Source organism: Polaromonas sp. P4_F4, assembly GCF_056401355.1.
Map to the genome: position 1 here is coordinate 223,109 of NZ_JBFUJO010000005.1, position 24,455 is coordinate 247,563.

At 63.5% G+C, this 24,455-nt stretch carries 21 protein-coding genes and 3 pseudogenes; 7 read left to right on the top strand and 17 right to left on the bottom strand.

Features of this window, described 5'->3' with window-relative positions; all coding sequences use genetic code 11:
- Nucleotides 1–4: 4 nt before the first annotated feature.
- Complete coding sequence (locus tag AC1DUR_RS08195) at nt 5–952, bottom strand: LysR family transcriptional regulator (protein WP_477717583.1); 948 nt, start codon at nt 950–952, stop codon at nt 5–7.
- Nucleotides 953–1,120: 168 nt separating this feature from the next.
- On the opposite strand from AC1DUR_RS08195, the gene AC1DUR_RS08200 reads away from it, so the two are divergent.
- On the top strand, nt 1,121–2,119 hold the full coding sequence (locus AC1DUR_RS08200) for a YeiH family protein (protein ID WP_477721523.1): 999 nt from the start codon (nt 1,121–1,123) through the stop codon (nt 2,117–2,119).
- A gap of 41 nt (nt 2,120–2,160) precedes the next feature.
- Here the strand turns inward: AC1DUR_RS08200 and AC1DUR_RS08205 are convergent.
- Nucleotides 2,161–2,334 (bottom strand): annotated as a pseudogene (locus tag AC1DUR_RS08205) (LysR family transcriptional regulator); the annotation flags it as partial.
- A gap of 8 nt (nt 2,335–2,342) precedes the next feature.
- Between AC1DUR_RS08205 and AC1DUR_RS08210 the strand changes: the two are divergent.
- Nucleotides 2,343–2,531 (top strand): annotated as a pseudogene (locus AC1DUR_RS08210) (hypothetical protein); the annotation flags it as partial.
- Between the two features lie 136 nt (nt 2,532–2,667).
- Here the strand turns inward: AC1DUR_RS08210 and AC1DUR_RS08215 are convergent.
- A pseudogene (locus AC1DUR_RS08215) lies at nt 2,668–2,724 on the bottom strand (hypothetical protein); the annotation flags it as partial.
- On the opposite strand from AC1DUR_RS08215, the gene AC1DUR_RS08220 reads away from it, so the two are divergent.
- Together AC1DUR_RS08220 and katG are read left to right on the top strand one after the other, a co-directional pair.
- Nucleotides 2,704–3,387: an FAD-dependent monooxygenase gene (locus AC1DUR_RS08220; RefSeq protein WP_477717582.1), complete on the top strand. Its 684-nt coding sequence runs from the start codon at nt 2,704–2,706 to the stop codon at nt 3,385–3,387. The pseudogene AC1DUR_RS08215 and the gene AC1DUR_RS08220 overlap by 21 nt on opposite strands.
- A 119-nt stretch (nt 3,388–3,506) precedes the next feature.
- Entirely contained in the window at nt 3,507–5,702 is a 2,196-nt protein-coding gene (gene katG / locus AC1DUR_RS08225; protein ID WP_477717581.1) for a catalase/peroxidase HPI, read from the top strand.
- A 232-nt stretch (nt 5,703–5,934) separates the two neighbouring features.
- Here the strand turns inward: katG and AC1DUR_RS08230 are convergent, their stop codons facing one another.
- Nucleotides 5,935–6,489: a MarR family winged helix-turn-helix transcriptional regulator gene (locus AC1DUR_RS08230; protein ID WP_477717580.1), complete on the bottom strand. Its 555-nt coding sequence runs from the start codon at nt 6,487–6,489 to the stop codon at nt 5,935–5,937.
- A gap of 110 nt (nt 6,490–6,599) precedes the next feature.
- Between AC1DUR_RS08230 and AC1DUR_RS08235 the strand changes: the two genes are divergently transcribed.
- Nucleotides 6,600–7,400 carry an SDR family NAD(P)-dependent oxidoreductase gene (locus AC1DUR_RS08235; protein WP_477717579.1) on the top strand — a complete coding sequence of 267 codons (801 nt, stop codon included), beginning with the start codon at nt 6,600–6,602 and terminating at the stop codon, nt 7,398–7,400.
- 63 nt (nt 7,401–7,463) lie between these two features.
- Nucleotides 7,464–8,540, top strand: coding sequence for an alkene reductase (locus AC1DUR_RS08240; RefSeq protein WP_477717578.1), 1,077 nt, complete (start codon nt 7,464–7,466; stop codon nt 8,538–8,540).
- A 588-nt stretch (nt 8,541–9,128) separates the two neighbouring features.
- On the opposite strand, the gene AC1DUR_RS08245 is transcribed toward AC1DUR_RS08240, so the two are convergent.
- On the bottom strand, nt 9,129–9,782 hold the full coding sequence (locus AC1DUR_RS08245) for a hydrolase (protein ID WP_477717577.1): 654 nt from the start codon (nt 9,780–9,782) through the stop codon (nt 9,129–9,131).
- On the opposite strand from AC1DUR_RS08245, the gene AC1DUR_RS08250 reads away from it, so the two are divergent.
- A complete protein-coding gene (locus tag AC1DUR_RS08250) occupies nt 9,769–10,848 on the top strand; it encodes a LysR family transcriptional regulator (RefSeq protein ID WP_477717576.1) in 1,080 nt (359 codons plus the stop codon). The genes AC1DUR_RS08245 and AC1DUR_RS08250 overlap by 14 nt on opposite strands.
- 499 nt (nt 10,849–11,347) lie before the next feature.
- On the opposite strand, the gene AC1DUR_RS08255 is transcribed toward AC1DUR_RS08250, so the two are convergent.
- The 12 genes from AC1DUR_RS08255 to AC1DUR_RS08310 are packed head-to-tail and all read right to left on the bottom strand — an operon-like array spanning nt 11,348 to nt 24,452.
- Nucleotides 11,348–12,799 (bottom strand): NAD-dependent succinate-semialdehyde dehydrogenase, encoded by a 1,452-nt coding sequence (locus tag AC1DUR_RS08255; RefSeq protein ID WP_477717575.1) that lies wholly within the window; start codon nt 12,797–12,799, stop codon nt 11,348–11,350.
- Between the two features lie 53 nt (nt 12,800–12,852).
- On the bottom strand, nt 12,853–13,824 hold the full coding sequence (locus tag AC1DUR_RS08260; RefSeq protein ID WP_477717574.1) for an NAD-dependent epimerase/dehydratase family protein: 972 nt from the start codon (nt 13,822–13,824) through the stop codon (nt 12,853–12,855).
- Nucleotides 13,821–15,023 carry a glycine C-acetyltransferase gene (kbl, locus tag AC1DUR_RS08265; RefSeq protein ID WP_477717573.1) on the bottom strand — a complete coding sequence of 401 codons (1,203 nt, stop codon included), beginning with the start codon at nt 15,021–15,023 and terminating at the stop codon, nt 13,821–13,823. The genes AC1DUR_RS08260 and kbl overlap by 4 nt, the downstream gene beginning before the upstream one ends.
- A gap of 21 nt (nt 15,024–15,044) precedes the next feature.
- Complete coding sequence (locus tag AC1DUR_RS08270) at nt 15,045–16,028, bottom strand: homoserine kinase (protein ID WP_477717572.1); 984 nt, start codon at nt 16,026–16,028, stop codon at nt 15,045–15,047.
- A 7-nt stretch (nt 16,029–16,035) separates the two neighbouring features.
- Nucleotides 16,036–17,451, bottom strand: coding sequence for a threonine synthase (gene thrC, locus AC1DUR_RS08275; protein ID WP_477717571.1), 1,416 nt, complete (start codon nt 17,449–17,451; stop codon nt 16,036–16,038).
- Between the two features lie 31 nt (nt 17,452–17,482).
- A complete protein-coding gene (locus AC1DUR_RS08280; protein ID WP_477717570.1) occupies nt 17,483–18,634 on the bottom strand; it encodes a M20 aminoacylase family protein in 1,152 nt (383 codons plus the stop codon).
- 5 nt (nt 18,635–18,639) lie between these two features.
- Entirely contained in the window at nt 18,640–19,566 is a 927-nt protein-coding gene (locus AC1DUR_RS08285) for a 2-hydroxyacid dehydrogenase (protein ID WP_477717569.1), read from the bottom strand.
- Between the two features lie 13 nt (nt 19,567–19,579).
- Nucleotides 19,580–20,629, bottom strand: a complete 1,050-nt coding sequence (ltaE, locus tag AC1DUR_RS08290) for a low-specificity L-threonine aldolase (protein WP_477717568.1) — start codon at nt 20,627–20,629, stop codon at nt 19,580–19,582.
- A gap of 20 nt (nt 20,630–20,649) precedes the next feature.
- Complete coding sequence (locus AC1DUR_RS08295) at nt 20,650–21,003, bottom strand: cupin domain-containing protein (protein WP_477717567.1); 354 nt, start codon at nt 21,001–21,003, stop codon at nt 20,650–20,652.
- Nucleotides 21,004–21,063: 60 nt separating this feature from the next.
- On the bottom strand, nt 21,064–22,392 hold the full coding sequence (locus AC1DUR_RS08300; protein ID WP_477717566.1) for an NAD(P)/FAD-dependent oxidoreductase: 1,329 nt from the start codon (nt 22,390–22,392) through the stop codon (nt 21,064–21,066).
- A gap of 9 nt (nt 22,393–22,401) precedes the next feature.
- Nucleotides 22,402–23,391, bottom strand: coding sequence for an ABC transporter ATP-binding protein (locus AC1DUR_RS08305; RefSeq protein WP_477717565.1), 990 nt, complete (start codon nt 23,389–23,391; stop codon nt 22,402–22,404).
- A complete protein-coding gene (locus AC1DUR_RS08310) occupies nt 23,391–24,452 on the bottom strand; it encodes an ABC transporter ATP-binding protein (protein ID WP_477717564.1) in 1,062 nt (353 codons plus the stop codon). The genes AC1DUR_RS08305 and AC1DUR_RS08310 overlap by 1 nt, the downstream gene beginning before the upstream one ends.
- Nucleotides 24,453–24,455: the final 3 nt, after the last annotated feature.

Sequence of the window (24,455 nt, forward strand, 5' to 3'; positions counted from 1 at the left end):
TGCGTCAAGGGCCTGTTGAGTGGTTGTGACGGGCGCTGTGCGGCGCGGCGGCGCTGCAGTGCGCCAGGAAGTCTGTGGTCGCGCGGCCCAGCCGCTTTTCGCGGTGCAGCACGATGGCGAGCTGGCGGCTTGCCCTGGGCAGGCGTGTTCGCAATTCAACCAGGTGCCCGTCTGCCACACTTTGCGCCACCGCGTAGCGCGAAAGGCAGCCCAGGCCATCGCTCGCCGCCACCACGCGCTTGATCGCTTCGGTGCTGCCAAGTTCGAAACCGACGCGCACCTGCCCCAGGTTTTTCAGCAACCATTCATCAGCGATCTGGCGCGTGCCGGAACCGTGTTCCCGTAGCACCCAGGTGGCGTCGGCCAACTGGCGGGCCGTCGCGCAACGATTCGCCAGCGGATGACCCGGAGCCGCGAGGATCACCATTTCGTCATCCAGCCAGGGGCGCACGACCAGGTCGGCATGCGTCTGCGACCCCTCGACGAAGCCGATGTCGACGTCCAAAGCAGCTACCGCGGCGATCACTTCGCTGGTATTGCCTATGCGCAGATGGATCTGGCTCTTGGGGTGCAATTGCGTCCATTGCGACACCAGGCTGGGCAGCAGGTATTCGCCGATCGTAAAGCTGGCCGCCACGCGCAAGGGCGCGGCGTGCTCGTCTGTGAACAGGGCTTGCACTTCGGCCGCCTGTTCGACCAGGGCCTGGGCCTTGGGCAACAGCGCGCGCCCGTTCTCGTTAAGCAGCAGGCGTCGGCCGATGCGGTCGAACAGTTCGACGCCGAGCGCGGCCTCGAGTTCGGCCAGCGAGGTGCTGGCCGCAGATTGCGAGCGTGCGATCCGGTCGGCCGCCGCACGCGTGCTGCCACCGCGCGCCGTGGCCAGAAAGACTTCGAGCTGACGCAGGTTGAGGCGCAGGCGCTGGAAGGATTGCTGATTGGATTTATCGATCATTCTTAACGATATTATCCGCTTTTTTCTTTAATGACTTTTGCCTATTATCTAATTCATTGAGGGCATAACCCTCCCACGCGTACCCCACGCGCGCTGTTCGAAAGAGGTTTGCCTGTGTTCAATTTCCTGTCGCCAACGTCAGCCGCCGACACGGCCCACCCCGCTTGGTTGCCGCAGCACCGGCTGCAACTTCTCCCGGGTGTCGCTTTGTCTTGTGTGATTGCGATGGCCGCCACCCTGGTGTCCACGCTGCACGGCGGGCCCCAGTTTTTGTATGCGCTGTTCTTTGGTGTGGGATTTCACTACCTCAGCCATGACGCCAACACCAGGCCCGGCATCGAATTTTGCGCGCGTACCGTGCTGCGCCTGGGCGTCGGCCTGCTCGGTGCGCGGATCACGGCGAGTCAAATTGCGGGCTTGGGCTGGAGCACTGCGGCCATCGTCATCGCCGCTGTCGTGACCACGCTGCTGTGTGGGGTGCTGCTGGGACGTCGTCTGGGCATGAACCGCGCGCAAGCGGTGTTGTCCGGCGGTGCGGTCGCCATCTGTGGCGCGTCGGCCGCTCTGGCGATCTCGGCGGTGTTGCCGCGCAACAAGGAAAGTGAACGCTTCACCCTGATGGTGGTGGTGACCGTGACCGTGCTGTCTACCCTGGCCATGGTGATTTATCCACTGGTTGCCAAGCTGCTGCATCTGCCGCCCGAGCTGGCTGGCCTGTTTCTGGGTGGCACGATCCACGACGTTGCGCAGGTAGTAGGCGCCGGTTACATGCTGAACCAGGAAACCGGCGACTACGCCACCATCGTCAAGCTGTTCCGTGTCTCCATGCTGGCTGTGGTGGTGGTGGTGGTGTCCAGTCTGTTCAAGCGGCAGCGCGAGGCGAGCGAGAGCACGTCCGCCGACGCCAAGCAGGCCTTGGTGCCGTGGTTTCTGTGGGTATTCGTGGCCCTGGTCATCATCAACTCCATGGGCGGCGTACCGGCGGCGGTGCAAACCGGCCTGAACGATGTCTCGCGTGCCTGTTTGGTCGTTGCCATTGCGGCGCTGGGCGTGAAGACTTCATTCAGGCAACTGGCCCGCGCCGGCTGGCGCCCCTTTGTGCTGCTGCTGGTCGAAACGCTGTGGATGGCCGCATTTGTTCTGGCCGCCATCCTGTTGCGCCACTGAAAACGATAGCCTGCCACGGTTTTTTTTCACGCACACCCTTGGGCGAACTCCGCAATCAGTGGCGCCATGTAGATGGTGGCAAAGTCCACCGACAGTGACGCACGCAGCACGCCGCTGGGCTGCGCCAGCATCTCCCCCAGCTGCTCGTGAGCGATCCGCGCTTCGTCGACGATGCACCTGCAGCGCTCGTAGTAGATCTGCCCGGCTTCGGTCAGCTCGACCTGCCGGTCGCCTGCGGCGCATCTTGCCTGACTGGCAGGCCAGGTCGACGCCGGTCTATGCGCTCACCGAAACACGCTTGCTGCCGGCGAAGACGCAGCGCTTTGTCGAGTTCTTGCGGGAGCGCCTGGGCCAGCAAGCCAGGACGAGGAGCAGCCGGACGAAACTCGTGACGCGTAGCTTCCGGCAGTGACAAGCGCCCCATCGGAAAACGTCCATTTTCTTTCAGGATTCACTCTTCGACAGTAAATCCTGATGCCTTGATAACCGGTCCCCAACAAGGTGTAGCCGTCCGGTGGCGCCTTGGCCACGGTCTCTGCGCCGATCATTGTGTTGGCACCAGGCCTGTTGTCTACGATTACCGGTTGGCCGAACTGGGCGGCTATGCCGGCTACGTCGTCTGGCGAGGGCTCATCGAGGAGCAAACGCTGGAGCGTCCTGTCCCTTGGCCATCGAACGGCGGTCTGTGGATAGAGTTTGTAGAGGGCTACCGTTTGGTTGCCGCGGTGCTTCCTGGTCGCGACGGGTCGGTGGAGATGGGACGGCGGCAGGTCACATTCGCATGGTTCGATGTACACCGGCAGGAGTTGCTCCGCCGCACCAACCGCCTGACGGCGGACGGCTACATAGTGGGAACGCTCGGACGCGGGACGATTGACGAAGATGTCCGGGCAGAACTGGTTGCGCTCATCCCACAGCTTTGGCCGGAAATATGGGCGGAGGCGGTGGCTGCCGGGGTGCGCTCGACAGACGCACTGAGTGGCGCCCCGATCGCCGAATACAAACCGGATCGGTTAGCACGTGGCGCGCTGGCGATCGCGGGGGACGCTGCCCACGTGGTTTCACCAATGACAGGACGTGGCTTCGCGACCGGGGTGGAGGATGCGGCGGTGCTGGCCCAAATGCTGGCAGACCGACGCGCAAACGAGCCCGTTTCCGCCGCTTTGGCCCGCTACGAGGTGGCGCGATTGCCCTTCGTTCGCGCGCTGGTCACCCATTCAAGGCGGATCAGCGCCGACTATCTTCGCTATGCGCAGGCCCAGAAGTAGGTCCGGTGAGTTTGTCAGGCCGGACTATCGTTCCCATTAGCAAAATTTCATTGATCGATCGGTACCCAAACCCTAGACTGGATTGCGTAATCAGTTGCAAACAACCCAAGGAGAAAACCATGTCAACCGAACCCAACTGCCCATTCTCGGGCAACGCTCGCAAGCACACGGTGGCTGGAGCGCCATCGAACGCAGACTGGTGGCCCAATCAACTGAATCTGAACATCTTGCACCAGCATTCCGCAATGTCCGACCCCATGGGCGAGGCGTTCAACTACGCCCAGGAGTTCAAGAGCCTCGACCTGGAGGCCGTGAAGAAGGATCTCCTGGCGCTGATGACCAACTCACAGGACTGGTGGCCGGCGGACTTCGGCCACTACGGACCTTTGTTCATTCGCATGGCATGGCACAGCGCCGGCACGTACCGTGTCTCCGACGGTCGCGGCGGCGCAGGGAGTGGCAACCAGCGCTTTGCTCCCCTGAATAGCTGGCCGGACAACGTCAACCTCGACAAGGCGCGCAGGCTGCTTTGGCCGATCAAGCAGAAGTATGGCCGCAAACTCTCCTGGGCCGACCTGATGATCCTCGCTGGCAACGTCGCTCTGGAATCGATGGGATTCAAGACCTTCGGTTTCGCCGGTGGACGTGAGGACATCTGGGAACCGGAAGAAGACGTCTACTGGGGCTCTGAGAACACCTGGCTGGGTGACAAGCGCTACTCCGGCGACCGGGATCTCGAAAATCCGCTCGGTGCCGTGCAGATGGGTCTGATTTACGTCAATCCGGAAGGCCCGAACGGTAACCCGGATCCGATCGCTGCGGCGCGGGATATCCGCGAGACCTTCGCTCGCATGGCGATGAACGACGAAGAGACGGTTGCGCTCATCGCTGGCGGTCACACCTTCGGCAAAACCCACGGCGCCGGCGATGTGAAACATGTGGGGTCCGAGCCGGAAGCTGCCGGCATCGAGGAGCAGGGCCTGGGCTGGAAGAGCGGCTTTGGCACCGGCAAAGGGGGTGACACGATCAGCAGCGGCCTGGAAGTTACCTGGACCAGTTCGCCAACAAAGTGGAGCAACAACTTCTTCTCGAACCTGTTCGGCTACGAATGGGAACTGACGAAGAGCCCCGCCGGTGCGCATCAGTGGAAACCGAAGCTTGGCGCGGGCGCCGATACAGTGCCGGATGCCCACGACCCGTCGAAGCGTCACGCGCCTTCCATGCTGACCACGGACCTCTCCCTGCGGCTCGACCCTGTCTACGAAAAAATTTCAAGGCGCTTTCATGAGAATCCGGATCAGTTCGCGGACGCATTCGCCCGGGCGTGGTTCAAACTGACGCACCGCGATATGGGCCCCCTGTCGCGTTATCTTGGCCCGCTCGTTCCCAAGGAGCAGCTGCTGTGGCAGGACCCCATTCCCGCAGTGGATCACAAATTGATCGACGAGCAGGACATTGCCGCCCTGAAGGCCAAGATCCTCGCATCTGGCCTGTCCATCTCCCAACTGGTCACCACGGCCTGGGCGTCTGCTGCAACGTTCCGCGGCAGCGACAAGCGCGGTGGAGCGAACGGCGCGCGTATTCGCCTGGCGCCGCAGAAGAATTGGGAAGTCAACCAGCCGGCTGAACTGGCAAAGGTCCTGCAGAAGCTGGAAACGATCCAGAAGGACTTCAACAGCGCACAGTCTGGCGGCAAGAAGGTTTCGCTTGCAGACCTGATCGTTCTGGGTGGCTGCGCAGCCGTCGAGGCAGCAGCGAAGAAGGCCGGCCAAGACGTGAAGGTTCCCTTCTCGCCGGGGCGCGTGGATGCGTCGCAGGAGCAGACCGATGTGGACTCGTTCGCCGTACTGGAGCCGGCCGCAGACGGGTTCCGCAACTACGCCCGCAAGGGACTCGAGGAATCGGCGGCTGAGCTGCTGGTGGACAAGGCGCAGTTGATGACGCTGACCGCCCCTGAGATGACGGTTCTGATCGGCGGCCTGCGCGCCCTGAATGCGAACGTCGGCCAGTCCAAACACGGTGTTTTCACCAAGCAACCCGAAACATTGACCAATGACTTCTTCGTGAATCTCCTCGACATGAGCACGAAGTGGCAGAAGTCCGCCACCTCTGAAGGCGTGTTGGAGGGGCGCGATCGGGCAACGGGCGAGCTCAAGTGGACGGGCACCATCGTGGATCTCGTCTTCGGTTCGAACTCCCAGCTCCGAGCCCTCGCGGAAGTCTATGCGTGCAGCGACTCGCAGAAGTCATTCGTGCGTGACTTTGTGGCGGCCTGGAACAAAGTGATGAACCTTGATCGCTTCGACCTTGCGTGATCTCAGAGGGGCGTAACGACGTACGAACATGAAAAATCTCCTTTTGAAGATGCTGTAGCGGGCGCTCTGCTTCAGAACGGATAGGCCATCCGTAGCATTGCAAAATGGCAGCTGCCTAACTGGGCCTGATCTCGACGGAACTCAACACGCCCGACAGGCCAAACGCGCTGTTGGGCTAACTGCCCGCGGTGATCAGAACGATCTTCGCCAGCTTGCTCTGGGCCGAGGGCGGTCAACGGGTCGGCGGTTGATTCTCCGCCTTATATGCGACCAGAAACGCGTCGGAAGCCACCTGATCGGCCAGGGCCCTCAAGTTCGCAGCCGAGGCAGACCCCAGAACGACCTCCACTTGGTCGTTTGCTGCTGCCCAGCGCACTATGCCTTCTGAAAGCCGGGTCTTGCCAAGCGAAGTGAGAACGCCGTGTTTGGTCCGCCGGTCTTGGGCGTCCTGACGCAGCTCAACAATTCCGTCGCGCACCAGAGGCCTTAGCGCATGGGTCAGGGCCGAAAGTTGGATGGCGAGCAGGGCTGCCAGATCCTGCAGCGTCGGTCCTTGTTGATCGGCGCCCGTGAGCCTGTGTATTCCTGCGATGAGCGCGAGCTGCGTGGCTTTGAGGTCCAACGGTGCCAGCGCTTCGTCATACAGCTGCTCAAGTCTGCGAGCCGCAAGGCGCAGTGGTGTGATCGTGCAGGCCCGTCCGCCCAAGATGTCCTGCTCATCTGCGGCGGGCTTATCCGGGCTGTTTTTCGCATCAATAAGATTTGAGAGATTTGAGGTAATACCCATAATTTCAAAATGGTTGAGTGCTGCACCATCGGCAATCCGCTGGCGATCAACTTTATACTTGAGCCCTCAACTTTTTAGTTGAGCCCTCAATTTTATTGGAAAACTATCAAATGACAAATACCAGTTCCAGGAAAGTCGCTCTTGTCACAGGGGCTTCTTCCGGCATCGGAGCCGTCTATGCGGATCGCCTTGCCGCGCGTGGATACGATCTTATCCTTGTCGCCCGGCGCGCTGACCGCCTGGAAGCCCTCGCTGCGCAAGTCTCTAAGGCACACGGCATCAAAGCTGAGCCCATCTCGGCCGATCTGACCCAAGACCAGGACTTGGCGCGGATCGAGAAGGTTCTGGCCACCAATGGGGATGTGCGCGTCCTGGTGAACAACGCCGGTATTGCGCGCCTGGCGCCGGCTGCGCAGACGTCTGCGAACGACGCGCAATCCCAAATCGCCCTGAATATCACAGCGCTGACGCGCCTGACGCAAGCTGCGGTGCCCGCCTTCGTGGCGAGGAACCAGGGCTTGATCATCAATATCGCATCCGCTCTGGCCGTCCACTCACTGCCAATCAGCGCCATCTACAGCGGCACCAAGGCCTTCGTATTGCAATACAGCAGAGGCCTGCAGGAAGAGCTGGCCGGCACCGGGGTGAAGGTTCAGCTGGTCTTGCCCGCATCCACAGCCACCGACCTCTGGGATCTGTCGGGCGTTCCGCTGGCTGCCCTCAACAAGAATACCCTGATGACGACCGAACATATGGTCGATGCGGCGCTCGCGGGCCTGGATCAGGGCGAAGCTGTCACATGGCCGTCGGTCGCCGATGCAAGTCTGTGGGACAAGTACGAGGCAGCACGCTCCGAACTGTTCGCGGGCACCCAAGCCGGAACGCCAGCCCCTCGTTACAAGATCGGTTGATTCCCGCTAACTGAACGTCACTGATCTTCCTTTCTCTCCTTTTCATTTCCCCAAGGACAGCCCATGCTTTTCGACGCCTTCTCCCTGCGTGCCACCCAGCTCAGCAATCGCGCGGTGATGTCGCCGCTCACGCGCAGCCGCGCAAGCGACAACAACACGCCCAACAGCCTGATGGCGACGTACTACGCCCAGCGCGCGAGCGCCGGCCTCATCATCACGGAAGGCACCTCACCTTCGCCCAACGGCTTGGGTTATGCCCGCATCCCCGGCCTGTTCAACGACGCCCAGGTGCAAGGCTGGAAGCTGGTGACCGACGCCGTCCATGCCAAAGGCGGCAAGATCGTTGTGCAGCTGATGCATACCGGGCGCGTGAGCCACCAAGCCAACCTGCCGGCGGGCGCCGAAGTGCTTGGACCTTCACCCGAGACCTGCCCTGGTGAGATGTGGACCGATACGCAAGGCAGCCAGCCGCACACGCCGCCGCGCGCCATGACCGAGCTCGACATCCAGGCGGTGACCGGCGAGTACGCAACGGCCGCGCGCCTTGCCATCCAGGCCGGCTTTGACGGCATCGAGTTGCACGCGGCCAACGGTTACTTGCTCGAGCAATTCCTGAATGCCAACATCAACCGCCGCGCCGATGGCTACGGCGGCACGGCCGAGGGACGCAACCGGCTGGTGCTTGAGGTCGCCCGTGCTGCCGTGAAGGAGATCGGCGCTGAGCGGGTCGGCATCCGCCTATCGCCTCACGGCGTGGTCAATAGCACCGGCGCATTCGAAGGCGTGGACGAACAGTACCTGGCGCTGGTGAAGCAACTCTCCGCGCTCGGCCTCATGTACGTTCACGTCCTGGACCACTCGGCCATGGGCGCCCCGCCCGTCCCGGCGAAGCTGAAGGCCGATTTGAAGGCTGCATTCGACGGCCCCTTCATCCTCGCCGGCGGACAGGACAAAGCCAGCGCACAACAGGCACTGAGCGAAGGCCGCGCAGACCTGATCGCCATAGGCAGGCCTTTCATCGCCAACCCTGACCTGGTCGAGCGCTTGCGCCAGGACGCGCCGTTGAACGCTCCTGCCCCGGACACGTTCTACACACCCGGCGCCAAGGGCTACACGGACTATCCGGTGCTCGCAGCTTAAGCATCCACCGTCCAGATTGGCAACCGGCCTCAGTCTCACTGTTGAATTGCGCTGAAGCTTGATCTAAGGGGGTGCGGATAAAAACTTGGACTTACGGCATAAACCAGTCCAAGTTTTTGTCCGCATCCCCGAGTTTTCCATCGAATCTTGACCCACATTCTTTGTGAGCACAGCGCGTATTCCGCGTAATTAAAGTCGTAAATGGCACCGTAGCATCCATGCGAGTTCGCGGCGTTTCGATTTAACAACATGACAGCATAAAGTCGGAAACAAGTTAAATTTACAGTTTGCACACGGCTAGCCAAGCTGAGTCGGCCGCATTCGCGGGCAGTAGCTGGACGGAGTGCTCGATCAGGCGTGCGCCGAGCCCACGGAAACTCCACGCGAGAGCAGTTGGCGGGGTTGGCGTAAAGCCTGCCTCGCTTCGAACCTCCGCGCGACGAAAGTAGTGGGCTCGTGATCATTGATCATGCCGCCTGCCTGCATCGAGGCATGACGGACTTTGCTACAGAGAGGTATGAAGAGGCTCGATTAAGCGACCGGTCTTGCCGCACGCGTTTCTCAAGAATCTCCTCATCCCCGTTTAGATCATCCTGCGTTGCCAGGCACAGGCGTGTTGAGGAGTTGCTGCTCCCACAGGAACGCAATACCGCTACCGCCGGCATGTTGCGTGATCACTTGCCTCAGTGCGGCAGCTTGTTCGGCCCTGGCCCAGTCGCGCTGCCATTCGGCAGCCAGCGCCAGCCAGGTCATCATGTTCGCGCCGGCTGCGATCATGCGCTGGATGGCGACCTGATGGGCCTCGATGGAAACGCCGCCCGACGCATCGGTGATCACGGTAACGTCCCAGCCTTCGCCGAGGGCCTGGATTGCCGGCATCGCGACACACACCTCGGTCCACAGGCCAGCGATGATCAGCTGTTTGCGCCCCGTCGCCTTCACCGCGTCCACCACCTTCTTGTCCTCCCACGTGTTGATGAACGTACGGTCAATCACCTCATGGCCGGGGAACACATCGGTGATCTGGGGAAAGAGGAGTCCTCCCCTTTCGGCGACCACTGACGTCAAGATGGTGGGGACGCCAAAGGCCTTGGCGGCCTTGGCCAGACCCGCCGTGTTGTTGATCACCATCTGCGGTTCATGGCTGTTCACGTTCGCGAGTTGGTAGGGCTGGTGGTCGATCAGAACGAGTACGGAGTCTTCCGGACGAAGAAGCGAAGCAAGGCCGTTGCGAAAAGTCATTGGTGAATCCTTTGTCGTGGTCGTGAGGGGTGGTTTCGGGGGAGATTGCGCCATCGGCGACGTCCCTGACGGCTATTTTGCCGTTCCCCTTCTCGATGCGGTAGTACCATTCCGTGGCGAGCTGTGTCGCGAAACGGGGAACGCCGAAGTGGACATCGAGGAACTGCAGACATTCGTGGAAGTTGCTGATGCCGGGGGAATTTCGCCTGCCGCACTCCGGCTCGGCGTCGCCAAGTCGATCGTCAGTCGCCGGCTCTTTCGGCTTGAAGCAGAACTGGGTGTTCAGTTGCTTGCGCGATCCACCCGCGGAGCTGCCCTCACAGAAGCCGGGGCCACGTTCCGGGACTATGCTGCGCGGGTCTGCGCGGAGATCGACGTGGCCAGGGAAATGATCCTGCCCGCAGGTGATCTTCGCGGACGCTTGCGAATTGCTGCACCGCTTTCTTTCGGCCCGACGCACTTTGCGCCCGTACTCGCGGAAATGGCTCGACGCCACCCTCAACTGCAGATTCAGACGTGCTACAGCGATCGCTTCGTTGATCTCATCGCGGAGGGTTACGATTGTGCGATACGGGTTGGCTATCTTCCCGACTCCAACTTGATTGCGAGACGCATTGGCCCGATCCATGGGAAGCTCGTCGCAAGTCCGGACTATGTCAAGGCGCATGGATCGCCTGAGACGCCTGAAGAGCTCGTCGCCCACGAGGCTCTCATGCAGGGCACCGAAGCCTGGCAACTCATGGATGGCGACAAGATCATTACGGTTCGTCCACAGGGGCGCTTTAAGGCCGACAACGGCACAGCGTTAGTCGCCGCTGCGGCAGCAGGACTCGGGATCGCCTACTTGCCCGATTGGCTCACCCATGAATATGTGGCCTCCGGGGCACTCGTGCCGATCATGCCCCGTCATCCACCGCCCCCGGCAGGTGCTTACGTCATCCGACCGCCAGGTCAGCATCCCGCACGGAAGATAAGGGTCCTCACCGAACTCCTGATCGAATATTGCGACCGCTTTCTGCCCCCCCTGCGGGAGCTACCCCTGTCTGAGCGGTGCACCGATCGTTGAATGGAGTGAACCCCATGGACTTGTTGAATTGGGGTGAGCCTCTCTGGTCCAGCCCGAGGGGGTCACCCCATACGGCGACAAAACATCCCGCAAACCCGCACCAATGCTAGAGCCGTGTTTACGACTTTAATAACTTGTTTACGACTTTAATTATTCTGAGCAATTAAAGTCGTAAACACGGGCCTAGCATCCATGCGGGTTTGCGGCGTTAAAAATTTGCAACAAGCAAAGCTGAAGTCGTAAACACGTTCGGCAGCCTGCACGTCTGTCTCGACGTCAACACCAAAAGACAACCGGACCCAACCGAGACTTCTCGCTGGAAAATGCCCTTCGCGGAAATAGGTGCAGTCGACGGTGTTGAAGGCCGAAGTTGGCCAAACCGCTCAGCCCGTCTCCCGCGCGGGGCCGGGCTGGCGGTTCCCCACCGTCACCCGGCGGCAGGCCCGGGCTAGATAGCAGGCAGTCGTGGTGCCGGTGACGCCAGCACCAGGACCAACAACTATGCCAAGTTCCCTTGGCAAAGGTACTTGGTGTGCAGGTACTCGTCCAGGCCCCAATGCGAGCCTTCACGGCCATAGCCGGATTCCTTTACGCCGCCAAAAGGAGCTGCCTGCGCGGCGATGGCACCCTCGTTGATGCCGACCATACCGGTCTCCAGCGCAGACGCCACGCGCCAAATGCGCTTGACGTCTTGCGAGAAGAAATAGCCGGCTAGGCCGTAGGGTGTGTCGTTGGCCTGCTCCATCACCTCCGCTTCGTCTGCGAAGCGGAAGATCGGCACCACCGGACCAAAGGTTTCCTCGCACGACAGTTCCATCTCGCGCGTGGCGTTGATGAGCACCGTGGGCGCGTAGTAATTGGGACCGCGGGCGGTTTCGTTGCGAACCCTTTGGCCGCCCACGACCACCTTGGCGCCTTTGGCCACGGCATCGTTCACGTGCCGCTCGATCTTGTCCACCGCACGGGCGTTGATCATCGGGCCGATCTCGGCCTCGGACCAGTCGGCCGGCCCTACCCGCAACGCGCCCACGCGCGCGGCCAGCTTGTCGACGAAGCGATCATGTACAGCGGTATGGACGTAGACGCGGTTCGGGCTCACGCAGGTCTGCCCGGCGTTGCGGAACTTGGCCGCCATCAGGCCCTCGACTGCGGCGTCCAGGTCCGCATCCTCGAACACGATGAAGGGCGCGTTTCCGCCCAGCTCCAGCGACAGCTTCTTCAGCGTCGCGGCGGAATCGCGCGCCAGCAACTTGCCCACTGGGGTGCTGCCCGTGAAGCTGATTTTTCGCACCCGTGGATCGGCCAGCCATTCGCCCACGACTTGCGGGGTACGTTCGCGCGAAGCCGACACGATATTGAGCACGCCCGGCGGCACGCCGGCTTCCTCGGCCAGCTTGACCAGGGCCAGCGCCGTGAGTGGCGTGTCCTCCGCCGGCTTGGCCAGCACCGTGCAGCCGGCGGCCAGCGCAGGCGCGATCTTGCGCGCGATCATCGCAGCCGGGAAGTTCCACGGCGTGACCACCGCCACGACGCCGACGGCTTCCTTCAGAACGATATATCGCTTGGAATTCACCGGTGCCGCGATCACTTCGCCGTTGGCACGCACGCCCTCCTCGGCAAACCATTCCACGTAGCCGGCGCTATAGGCGATTTCGCCGCGTGCCTCGGCCAGCGGCTTGCCCTGTTCGCGCGAAATCAGTTGGGCGAGCGGCTCCACGTCACGCTCGATCAATGCGTGCCACTTCTTGAGGATGAGGCAACGCTCACGCGGCGGGCGCGCCTTCCAGGCCGGCAGCGCCAAGGCGGCGGCATCCGCGGCCAGCCGCGCGTCGGCAGCGGCGCCTTCGCTCACTTGCGCAATCAGGCTGTCGTCGGCCGGATTGCGGACCTCGAAGCAGCGCTCGTCCTGGGCGGATTGCCAGCGGCCCGCGATGTAGTGTTGTGTGTTCATATTTAACCCTCTCTCAATAAATCAATAAATCAATAAAGCCAATGCCGTCGGCATCACGCAGTCACGGTGGAACGCGGCTTTACCCTGTCAGACAAGTTCTTCAGCATGTCGCGAACCGTCGCCGCAAGGTCGTACCTCGGAGCCCAACCCCAGTCGCGCCGCGCGCAACTATCGTCGATCGAATCGGGCCATCCGCTGGCGATCGCCTGACGAAAATCGGGCTCGTACACGATCTCGAAGTCCGGCAGGTGCTTTCGTATTTCCTGCGCGATCTCGCGGGGCGTGAAGCTCACACCGGCGAGGTTGTAGCTGCCGCGTTCGGTGATGGCCGAACTGGGGGCTTCCATCAACTCCAGGGTCCCGCGCACCGCATCGTCCATGTAGAGCATGGGCAGGGGTTCATCCTCGGCGAGGAAGCAGGTGTAGCGTTCCCCTTTGAGGGCCGCATGGAAAATGTCGATCGCATAGTCGGTTGTTCCACCGCCGGGGCTCGCCTTGTAGGAAATGAGTCCCGGATAGCGCAGGCCGCGGACATCCACACCATGGTTCTCGCAGTACCAGCGGCACCAGCCCTCGCCGGCCAGCTTCGAAATGCCGTAGACAGTACTGGGTTCCATGACCGTGCGTTGAGGCGTGGCATCAGCGGGCGTCGTCGGACCGAAGGCGGCGATGGAACTCGGCCAGAACACCTTGTCCAGCTTGTGTTGCCGCGCAACCTCCAGGACGTTCAACAGGCTGCCCATGTTGAGCCTCCACGCCCACTCGGGTGCGGTTTCGCCCGTCGCCGACAAGGCTGCCGCGAGATGGTAGATCTGGGTAATGCGATGCCTCTCGACTACTTGCGCGAGTTGGCCGCCGTCCGTGGCATCCAGCATCTCATACCGGAGATCGGCGTGTCGGCCCACCTCCAGACGGTCGCTGCCCACCACGTTGTCCGCGCCGTAGCACTCCGCCAAAGCGGCCGAGAGTTCGGTTCCCAACTGGCCGTTGGCGCCGATGACGAGAATGCGAGGTGATCCAGTCATGGGAGCACCCCCAGCTCTTTACCGGCCTGCGCGAAGGCGCTCAATGCGGCGTCCAGTTGCGCACGGGTGTGCTGTGCGCTGATCTGGACGCGGATGCGGGCTTGGCCCTTGGGCACGACCGGGTAGAAGAATCCGGTCACGTAAACCCCGAGTTCCAGCAGCCGACGCGCCAATTTCTGGGACAGCTCCGCATCGTGGAGCATCACCGGGATGATCGGGTGTTCGCCGGGTTTCAGCTCGAAACCGCATGCCGCGAGTCCGGCGCGGAAGTGCCGCGTGTTGTCCTCCAGGCTGTCGCGCAGCTCCGTGCCGGCTTCCAGCAGGTCGAGCACCTTCAAGGTCGCGCCGACGATCACCGGCGCCAGGCTGTTCGAGAACAGATAGGGCCGTGAGCGCTGGCGCAGCAACTGAACGACTTCCGCTCTGGCGCTCGTGAACCCACCGGATGCACCGCCAAGCGCCTTGCCGAGGGTGCCCGTGATGATGTCGACCTTGCCGAAGACACCCCGGTATTCGTGGGTGCCACGCCCCCGCTTGCCGAGAAAACCGGTGGCGTGTGAGTCGTCAACGCCCAGCACGGCCCCGAACTCGTCGCAAACGGCCCGGATTTCGTCCAGGCGGGCGATGGTCCCGTCCATCGAGAAAACCCCGTCGGTGAACACCAGCTTGTACCGGGCTCCCGCTTCATCCGCCGATTTCAGTTGTTCGCGCAGATCCATCACGTCGTTGTGCCGGTAGCGATAACGCCTGGCCTTGCACAAACGGATGCCATCGATGATGGACGCGTGATTGAGCTCGTCGCTGATCACCGCATCGTCGGGCCCGAGCAATGTCTCGAACAGCCCACCATTGGCATCGAATGCCGATCCGTACAGGATGGTGTCTTCAGTTCCGACAAATTGCGAGAGCCGCGCTTCGAGCGTTTTGTGGACGTCCTGCGTTCCGCAGATGAACCGGACGGAACTCAGGCCAAATCCGCGCGCAGCGAGCGCGGCGTGTGCGGCCGCTATGACCTCGGGGTGAGATGACAGGCCCAGATAGTTGTTCGCGCAAAGGTTAATCACTTCCCGCCCGTCGGTGGTTGCGATCCGGCTTCCTTGCGGGGATTGGATCGGGCGTTCGAGCTTGAGCAGGCCGGCGACCTGTATGTCCTCGAGTTCGTCCCTCAAGGAGGCGTAGAAATCTGTGGTGGTTCTCATGATGGGTGGTCAGGGCCCGGGTCAGCCCAAAGTCCTTTCTGGAAGATAGAAAATTCCCGCGCCGGCGGCATCGCTTATGCGCTGGCGCAGAACCTGCTCGAAATGGCTGGGGTCATGTACCTTCAAAACGGTGGCTTCGCGGGGTATGTAGCAGTCCCAGAGCCGCGATACCCAGAAGCGCAAGGCCGCGGCTCGCTCAAGGGCCGGCAACAGACGCCGTTCTTCAGCCACGAGCGGGCGCACCGACTGGTAAGCGGCCAGGAATGCAGCCCTTCGCACTGGGTCGATGCGTCCGTTCCCCAGATCCACGCACCAGTCGTTGAGACAGACACCGATGTCGAACAGGAAGGTGTCGCAACCCGCAAAGTAAAAATCGAGGAAACCGCTCAGGCAGCCGCCCTCGAACATAACGTTGTCGCGAAAAAGGTCGGCATGTACCGGCCCGCGTGGCAGTGCTGCGTAGTCGGGGGATGCGGCGATCCCCGTCTGGAAGTCCAGTTCGTCCAGCAACAGCTTGCACTGGTCCTCGCCGACGTATGGCAGCAGAACCGGCACGGTTTCAGTCCACCACGGCAGGCCGCGCAAGTTGGGCTGATGGCGGGCATAGTCCTTGCCGGCCAGGTGCATTCGCGCCAGCATTTCGCCCACTGCACCGCAGTGCCGAGCGTCGGGCGCCAGTTCACTCTTTCCTCGCAACCTTCCCACCACTGTCGCCGGCTTGCCCTTGAGACGGTGCAAGATGCGGCCTTCCACGTCCGGCGCCGGCTTGGGCACCGGAAGGCCGCGACTGGCCAGATGCTGCATCAAGTGGAGGTAGAACGGCAGCTGTTCCCACGCCAGGCGTTCGAACAGCGTCAGCACGTACTCGCCGCGATCCGTGTCCACGAAGTAGTTGGTGTTCTCAATGCCGCCACTGCAGACCGCCATGGCCTGCAGATTGCCGAGACCCACCCGCCGCAGGAAGGCGGCAGCCTCGTCGTAGGGCACTTCGGTGAAGACAGCCATGCTTCAATCAGGACAGGTGTGCGGCGACGAATGCCTTGACCCGCGCCGCGTCGGCCGGGAGAACCGTCACGCGCTTGGGCAGGTCTTCGATGCCCCGGAACCGCGCGGGCCGGTCCGGCTCGTGGCCCAAAGCTTCTACGATGGTTGCCGCGAACTTGATCGGCAGCGCCGTCTCCAGCACGATCATCGACACACCGGGCTGCACGAAGTGGCGCGCCACTTTCAGGCCGTCGGCCGTGTGGGTGTCTATGGTCGCGCCAAAGCGCCGGTGCGTGTCGCGTATCGTCGTCAGGCGGTCGGCGTGCGTGCTCTTGCCGCTGAGGAATCCGTAGCGCGCGCGGGCCAGCGCGAAGGCTGGGTCGGCACTCAGGTCGAAGCGGCCGTTCTTCGCAAGCGCCTCGCCGAACAGGCGCTTGACCGTCTCCGCATCGCGGCCCAGCAGGTCGAACACGAAACGCTCGAAGTTGCTGGCCTTGGAAATGTCCATCGACGGACTGGAGGTCTCGTAGGTGTCGGCGCCGCCGCGCATCCGATAAACACCGGTTCGGAAGAATTCGTCCAGCACATCGTTCTCGTTCGTGGCCGCCACCAGCTTGGAAATCGGCAGGCCCATCATGCGCGCCACATGGCCAGCGCAAATGTTGCCGAAGTTGCCCGACGGCACGGTGAAGCTTATCTGTTCGGTGTTGGATCTCGTGGCCTGGAAGTAGCCGGCGAAGTAGTACACCACCTGGGCCATGAGGCGCGCCCAGTTAATCGAGTTGACCGTACCAATTTTGTACTTGCGCTTGAAGGCCAGGTCGTTCGACACGGCCTTGACGATGTCCTGGCAGTCGTCGAACACGCCCTCGATCGCGAGGTTGTGGATATTGGCATCCTGCAGGCTGAACATCTGCGCCTGCTGGAACGGGCTCATGCGGCCATGCGGTGAGGTCATGAAGACGCGCACGCCCTTCTTGCCGCGCATGGCGTACTCCGCGGCGCTACCGGTGTCGCCGGAAGTAGCGCCCAGGATGTTCAGCTCCTCGCCGCGTCGGCCCAGTTCATACTCAAACAGGTTACCCAGCAGCTGCATAGCCATGTCTTTGAATGCCAGCGTGGGACCGTTGGAAAGGGCTTGCAGGTACACGCCCTCTTCCAGTTGCTTGAGCGGCACGATCTCCTTCGTGCCAAAGACTTGCTCGGTATAGGTCTTGCGGCAGATTGCGCGCAGGTCCTCGGCCGGGATGTCGTCGATGTAAAGCGAGAGGACTTCAAAGGCGAGTTCCGCATACGGCAGGTCGCGCCACTTGGACAGCTGCCCGGGCGTGACCTGTGGGTATTGCTCCGGCAGGTACAAGCCGCCGTCGGGCGCCAGGCCCTCCAGCAGGATTTCGCAGAAGTGCTTGCGGTCGGGGTGACCGCGAGTGGACAAGTACAGCATCGTAGGTTTCATTTCTTGACGAGGGTTCCGTTCAACGCAGGGCCATTTGCGCGACGGCTGTAAACCAACGCACGCCGCACGCCAGAACGTCGTCGTTGAAGTCGTACGAGGGGTGGTGCAGCGGGGCGGCATGGTTCGTGCCTCGCTGGCCGAGCCATAGGTAGGCCCCGGGCCGCTGCTGGAGCATGAATGCAAAGTCTTCCGATGTGAATGCCGGCGCAGCAGCCACTTGTACTTCCAGGCCGACGCTGCGCGCTGCTTCGAGTGCGAGCTGCGCGTGCTCAGGGCTGTTGACCGTAGCGGGGTAGTAGCGCGTGTACTCGACGTCGATCGTGGTGCCGCTTGCGCACGCGACACCCGCCGCGACGTCGCGGACCGCCTGCTCGATCGCGTCCTGCACGGCGGAGTCGAAACTGCGCACGGTGCCGGTCAACTCCACGACCGCCGGCAGGACGTTGTGCGATTGGCCTCCGCTGATGCGCGTCACCGACAAGACGGCGTTCTGCGTCGGAGGGATTCGCCGCGACACGATGGTGTGCATCTGCGCGACGAGCTGGCTCGCGGCAAGCACCACGTCGGGTGTCCGATGCGGCTGCGCTGCGTGGCCGCCCTGGCCACGCACGACGATGTCGAAGCGATCCGCCGCGGCCATGATAGCCCCCGGCCTTGTCGCTACCGTGCCCGCCGGCAGGTCGGGCCAGTTGTGCAGGGCGAACACGGATTCGCACGGAAAGCGGTCGAACAAACCTTGCCGCACCATCTCGCGTGCACCTCCCCGCCCCTCTTCGGCGGGCTGGAAGATGAAGGCGATGCTTCCGTCGAAACGACCGGCCCGCGCCAACTGCTGAGCCGCCCCCAGCAGCATGGCCGTGTGGCCGTCGTGGCCGCAGCCGTGGTGAACACCGGGGTGGCGGCTGACGTAGGGACGCCCGTCGTCCTCCCGCATCGGAAGTGCGTCCATGTCTGCACGCAAGCCCACCATGCGCGTCGAATTGCCCCTGCGCAGAACGCCCACCACGCCGGTCCCGCCGATTCCTTCGTGCACCTCCAGGCCACAATCGCGCAGCGCAGCCGCGACCACGCTGGAAGTGCGACGCTCCTCGAACGCCAGCTCGGGGTGCGCGTGCAGGTCGCGCCGCAACGCGACCAGAGCCGGCAGCAAGTCTTCGATGTCTTTGTTCATAGGTCTCAATAGCCCCGCGAACGATCGACCAGCCCGATCAACGGCTCGCCCGCCTCGTGCCGGCGGATGTTGTCGAGCACCTGTTCCACGGCCGTCTCCGGCTGCGTCATGCTCGCGATGTGCGGCGTGAGCAGAATCTTCGGGTGTGCCCAGAAGGGGTGGCCCGCCGGCAGCGGCTCTGGATCGGTGACATCGACGACCGCGCCCGACAGCCAGCCGGTCTCCAGCGCGTCGAGCAGCGCCTGGTGGTCGAGGTGCGCCCCGCGGCCGACATGCACCAGCGATGCGCCGCGCGGCAGATGCTGAAACAGGGTCGAGTCGAGAATGCCGCGCGTCTCCTGGGTAAGGGGCAGCAGGCATACGAGGATGTCCGTGCTGGCCAGCATCGCTGGCAGTTCCTCCTGGCCCGCGTAGCAGGCCACGCCTTCGACCTGGCGGCGCGTTCGGCTCCAGCCGGCGAGCGGGAAGCCGAGTGTGCGCAGCTGATCCAACACAGCGCATCCGAGCACGCCCAGGCCGAGGACGCTCACACGCCGCTTCGATGCGGGATAGACGCGGTGCGCGGCCCAAAGGCCCTCGCGCTGCTGCCGGATATAGGCCGGCAGGTCCCGGTGAAGCGCGAGGACCGCCATCGTGGCGTACTCCACCATGCCCGCGACGACGCCGGGCTCCGCCATGCGCACCACCGGCAATTCCGGCGGCAGCGCGGCAAGGTCGAACTGGTCGATCCCCGCGCCCGTGGAGAAGAAGAGCTCCAGGTTGGGAAACTGACGCGCTATGTCCTGCGGCGGCACCCACGCGGCAAGATAGCGCACGCGGTCCGCCTTTCCGGTGTCGGGCCAGATATGAAACGGAATGTCGGGCGCCTTGGTGGCGAACAAACGCGCCCATTCCGCGCCGCGCACGGGGTCGGCCTTGTACAAGAAAGACATGCAGCTTAGGCCCTCAGTGCGCAAAGAACTCGCGGATCGCGACGAGCGCGCGATCGACCCCGCCCGCATCCACATCCAGGTGCGTGACGAAGCGTAGCCGGTACAGCCCCGTGGCCAGGATGCCGCGCGCGTTCAGGTGCGCCAGCAGATCGGTCGCGCGCGACGCGGCACCACCCTCCAGGTCTACGAAGACGATGTTGGTCTGCGGCGTCTCGACGCGCAGGCCCTCGATTCCGGCCAACCCGACGGCGAGCCGCTGCGCCAGCGCGTGGTCGCTGGCGAGCTGGTCGATGTGGTGGTCGAGCGCGTGCGACGCGGCGGCGGCCAGCAGACCGGCCTGACGCATGCCGCCGCCCGCCATCTTGCGGATGCGGTGCCCCCGTGCGATCAACTCGCGCGATCCGCACAGCGCCGAGCCGACCGGTGCGCCCAGCCCTTTGCTGAAGCAGACCGACACGCTGTCGAAGCACTGCGCGATGCGTCGTGCCTCGGCACGCACGTCGGTCCCGAACGCCGCGGCCTGCGCCGTCGCGGCGTTGAAGAGGCGCGCACCGTCGAGGTGGCGCTTCAGGCCGCGCGACCGCGCGAGTTCGGTCGCCGCCTGCACGTATTCAAAGGGCAGCCGCTTGCCGCGGAGGGTGTTCTCGAGCGCCAACAACCGGGTGCGCGCGAAGTGCGCGTCGTCGGGCTTGATGGCCGCTTCAATCTGCGCTAGCGGCAGCGTGCCGTCGGGAGCGTGGTCGAGCGGTTGCGGTTGCACGCTGCCGAAGACCGCGGCGCCGCCGCCTTCCCAGAGGTAGCAGTGCGCCTGCTGGCCGACGATGTACTCGTCGCCTCGGCCGCAGTGGGCGAGGATCGCGCAGAGGTTGCTCTGCGTGCCGGTCGGCATGAAAAGGGCGGCCTCGAAGCCGAGCATCGATGCGATCTTTTCCTGAAGCGCATTGACACTCGGGTCAGCGCCGTAGACGTCGTCGCCCAGGGGGGCGGCAACCATGGCGGCGCGCATGGCAGGGGTCGGCTGGGTGACGGTGTCGCTGCTGAGGTTGACGGTGGCGTTGGGCATGGCTCAGGCCAGGAACGGGCTCATTGATACACGACCCAGATCTTGCGGGTCGTTTCGATGCAGCGCCACACGCCGGTGAAGTCGGGCTTCATCACGAACGCGTCGCCGGCCTGTACCCGCACCGGCGGCTTTCCGTCCTCGGTTACTTCCGACACGCCCGAGAGGATGTAGCAGAACTCCAGGGTGCCGCCCTTGATCGACTTGAAGGTGCCCGGTGTCGTCTCCCAAATGCCGGTGAGCACCTTGTCGTCGGAAGATCGTTCGACTTCCCAACTCCTGAATTGCGGGTTGCCTTCCATGAGGCGTTCCGGCAGCGGTGCCCTGTCCCGCGAGGGGCCCAGGTCGTCAAACTTGAAGAAGGTGAGATTGCTCATGAGAGGTGGTCCTTTTGTGAAAAGAGAAATTGATGGAAGCAGGCCGTAGGCGGGAAGTCGTCAGAAAGCACCGACGGTGACCTTCGAGCCGTCGGCAAAGCGCGAGAAGCGGAAGGGCGTCGGATCGACGGGTGGCTGCTCGCCTGTGACCATGTTCGCGACCAGCAGCCCCGTGGCAGGGCCGGTGCCGAAACCATGGCCGCTGAACCCGGCTGCGAGTACGAAGCCCTTGATGGCATCGACCGGCGAAATGACCGGCACGCCGTCCGGCGTGCTGTCGATGTAGGAAGCCCAGGCCTGGTCCACCGCCACGTCCTTCAACGCGGGGTACAGGTTCTGGAAGCAGCCGAGCAGGTTGCGGATCGCCTGCGGATCCGGCGCGGGATCGAGGACGCGGATCTGCTCGAACGGCGACACCTCGTCGAAGCGCCAGCTGCCCAGCGCCTCAGGGCCGCGGAAGAAGGAGCGGCCAATGCCGAACTCCACGGCCTTGATGCGCTTCATGAACATCGGCATAAATTCGCGTGCGTAGCGCAGCCCCTGCGGTGTGAGCTCGAGTTTCGCCTTGCCGCTGATCGCCAGGTTGTAGCCGCCTTGCAGGCGGCGCGTCAGCGAGCACTCCGGTGCAGAGAGCGCCGCCGGCAGACCCTCGATGGGACGGGTACGCAGGACGGTCGCGCGCACGCTCGCCTGCGGGAAGGAGATGCCGTGCCGGCGGCAGAAGGCCGACGCCCAGGCACCACCGGAACACACGACGGCGCTGGTCTTGATCATGCCGCGTTCCGTGATCACGCCAGTGACCGCGCCGTTGCTGATGTCCAGGCCGCGGGCCGCGCAATCCTGATGGACGGTCGCGCCAAGCGCCCGTGCGCCTTCGGCAATGCCCGGGGCAGCAAGGGCGGGCTCCGCCGTGCCGTCGTCCATCGAATGCACGCCTCCCAGCCACTGGCGGCTGCCGCTGCCTTTCATGACGTTAGTGGCTTCCGCCGCGTCGAGCATGCGGGTGCGGACGCCGCCGGGCCGTCCGACCTGTTGGCCCCATGTCTCCCAGGTGGAGAGTTGCTGCGGCTTGTCGGTGGCGTAGTACAGGCCGCAGCGGCGGAAACCGAGGTCCCGCCCGATGTCGCGCGAGAGTTCCTCCCAGAGCCGCAGCGCCAGCGTCGCGAGCGGCAGGTCGCGCGCGTCGCGGTTCTGCTGGCGGCACCAGCCCCAGTTGCGGCTGGACTGCTCCCCGCCGATGTAGCCCTTTTCGAGAAGCGCGACAGAGAGGCCGCGCTTGGCCAGGAAATAGGCCGTGGAAACGCCGACAATGCCGCCGCCGATCACCACGGCGTCGGCTCGTTCGGGCAGCTTGTCGTCGCTGCGTATGCGAAGAATGGGTGGAGACATAAGTTTCTGTTAGATATCGTCCCGGATGCACGCGGTCGCATGATCCCGTTCGACGAATCTGAGTTCGGGAACCCCGTTCGCGCACGCCGACTGGGCGTGTGGGCAGCGCGTACGGAACGCGCAGCCCGAGGGGGGAGACAAGGGGCTGGGAATGTCGCCCTTGAGCAGTTCGCGCGGGCGCCGCTGCCGCGGATCGAGGTTCGGCACGGCGGCCATCAGGGCGCGCGTGTAGGGGTGCCGCGGGTTTTTCAGCAACGATTCGGCGTCGGCGATCTCCACGAGGCGGCCCAGGTACATCACGGCGATGCGGTCTGAGATATGGCCCACCACCGCGAGGTCGTGGCTGATGAACAGCATCGTGAGGCCAAGCCTCTGCTTGAGCTCGAGCAGCAGATTGATCACCTGGGCCTGCACGGACACGTCGAGGGACGACACCGGTTCGTCGGCCACCAGCAGTTGCGGCTCGGTCATGAGCGCACGGGCGATGCCGACCCGCTGGCGCTGCCCACCCGAGAACTCGTGCGGATAGCGCGAGCGGTGCGCGGGGTTCAGCCCGACCGTCTTCAGCACGGCATCGATGCGGTCCCGACGCTCCTGCAAGGTCAGCTCGGGCATGTGGATTTCCAGCGGCGCGGAGAGCAGTTCCTCGACCGTGTGTTTCGGGTTCAGGGACGAGTACGGGTCCTGGAACACCATCTGCATCGCACGCCGCAGCGGCCGCATCTGGCGCCGCGTGAGGCCCACCAGGGGTTCTCCGTCGAAGTGCACCTCCCCTGCCGTAGGCGGGTCCAGGTTCAGGATGGCGCGGCCGACGGTGCTTTTGCCCGAGCCGCTTTCGCCCACCAGGCTCAGCACCTCGCCCCGGCGAATCTCGAAACTGACGCCGTCGACCGCCTTGACGTTCTGCGCCGGCTTGCCGAGCCAGCCGCCACCCAGCGGGTACCACTTGCGCAATCCCTCGACTTGCAACAAGGGGGGAGTAAGGGGTTTTTGTTGCATCACACGGCTCCTTCAATTTCCGGCCAACGGACGCATCGCACCAGATGGCCCGGCTGTGCGTTCTCCAGGACCGGCACTGCGGCATCGCAGCGGCCCGGCTCGAAATGGCCGCAGCGCGGCCCGAAGGTGCAGCCGGGCGGGTGCGCGGCTGGATCGGGCACATTCCCTGGAATTGCGAACAGCGGGGTTTTCCGGGCGCGGTTCGAATGCAGCCGCGGAACCGAGTGGATCAGGCCGCGGCTGTAGGGATGCCGCGGCTGCGTGAACAGCTCAACAACATCGGCCTGCTCGACGATTCGGCCCGCATACATCACCATCACACGGTCGGCAATCTCGGCGACAGTGCCAAGGTTGTGCGTGATGTAGATCATGGCCATCCTGGTCTCGGACTGCAGTTTTTCCAGTAACTCAAGGATCTGCGCCTGGATGGTGACGTCGAGCGCGGTGGTCGGCTCGTCCGCGATCAGTAGCGAAGGTTCACACGCAATCGCCATCGCGATCATTACGCGCTGCCGCATGCCGCCGGAGAGTTCGTGCGGATAGTTCGTCAGCCGGCGTTTCGGGTCCGAGATGCCGACCTGGTTCAGGAGTTCGGCGGCGCGGTCCGTGGCGGCACGCGCGCTCATCCCTAGGTGGATCCGCAAGCTCTCGCAGATCTGCGCGCCGACGGTGTGCACCGGATTCAGCGACGTCATCGGTTCCTGGAAAATCACCGAGGCGACGCCTCCCCGCACCCGCCGCATCATGCGCTCGGGCGTTCCGACCAGTTCATACGAGTTGCCATCGCGAGCCATAAGGCGCGCAGAACCCGTGATGGTGCAGTACGGCGCGGGCGGCGTGAGGCCGAGCAGGCCGAGGCAGGTCACGCTCTTGCCGGAACTGGTTTCCCCCACCAGCGCCAGTGTCTCGCCGCGGCGCACCGAGAAACTGACGTCGCGCACGGCATGCACCGTTCCAGCTGCTGTGCGAAAGGCGACGTTCAGATCGCGCACGTCCAGGATGTTCTCCGCTTCAACGGCGGCCTGGGCGTGGCGGATGTGGATTGGTTCGTAAAGGTTCATGTC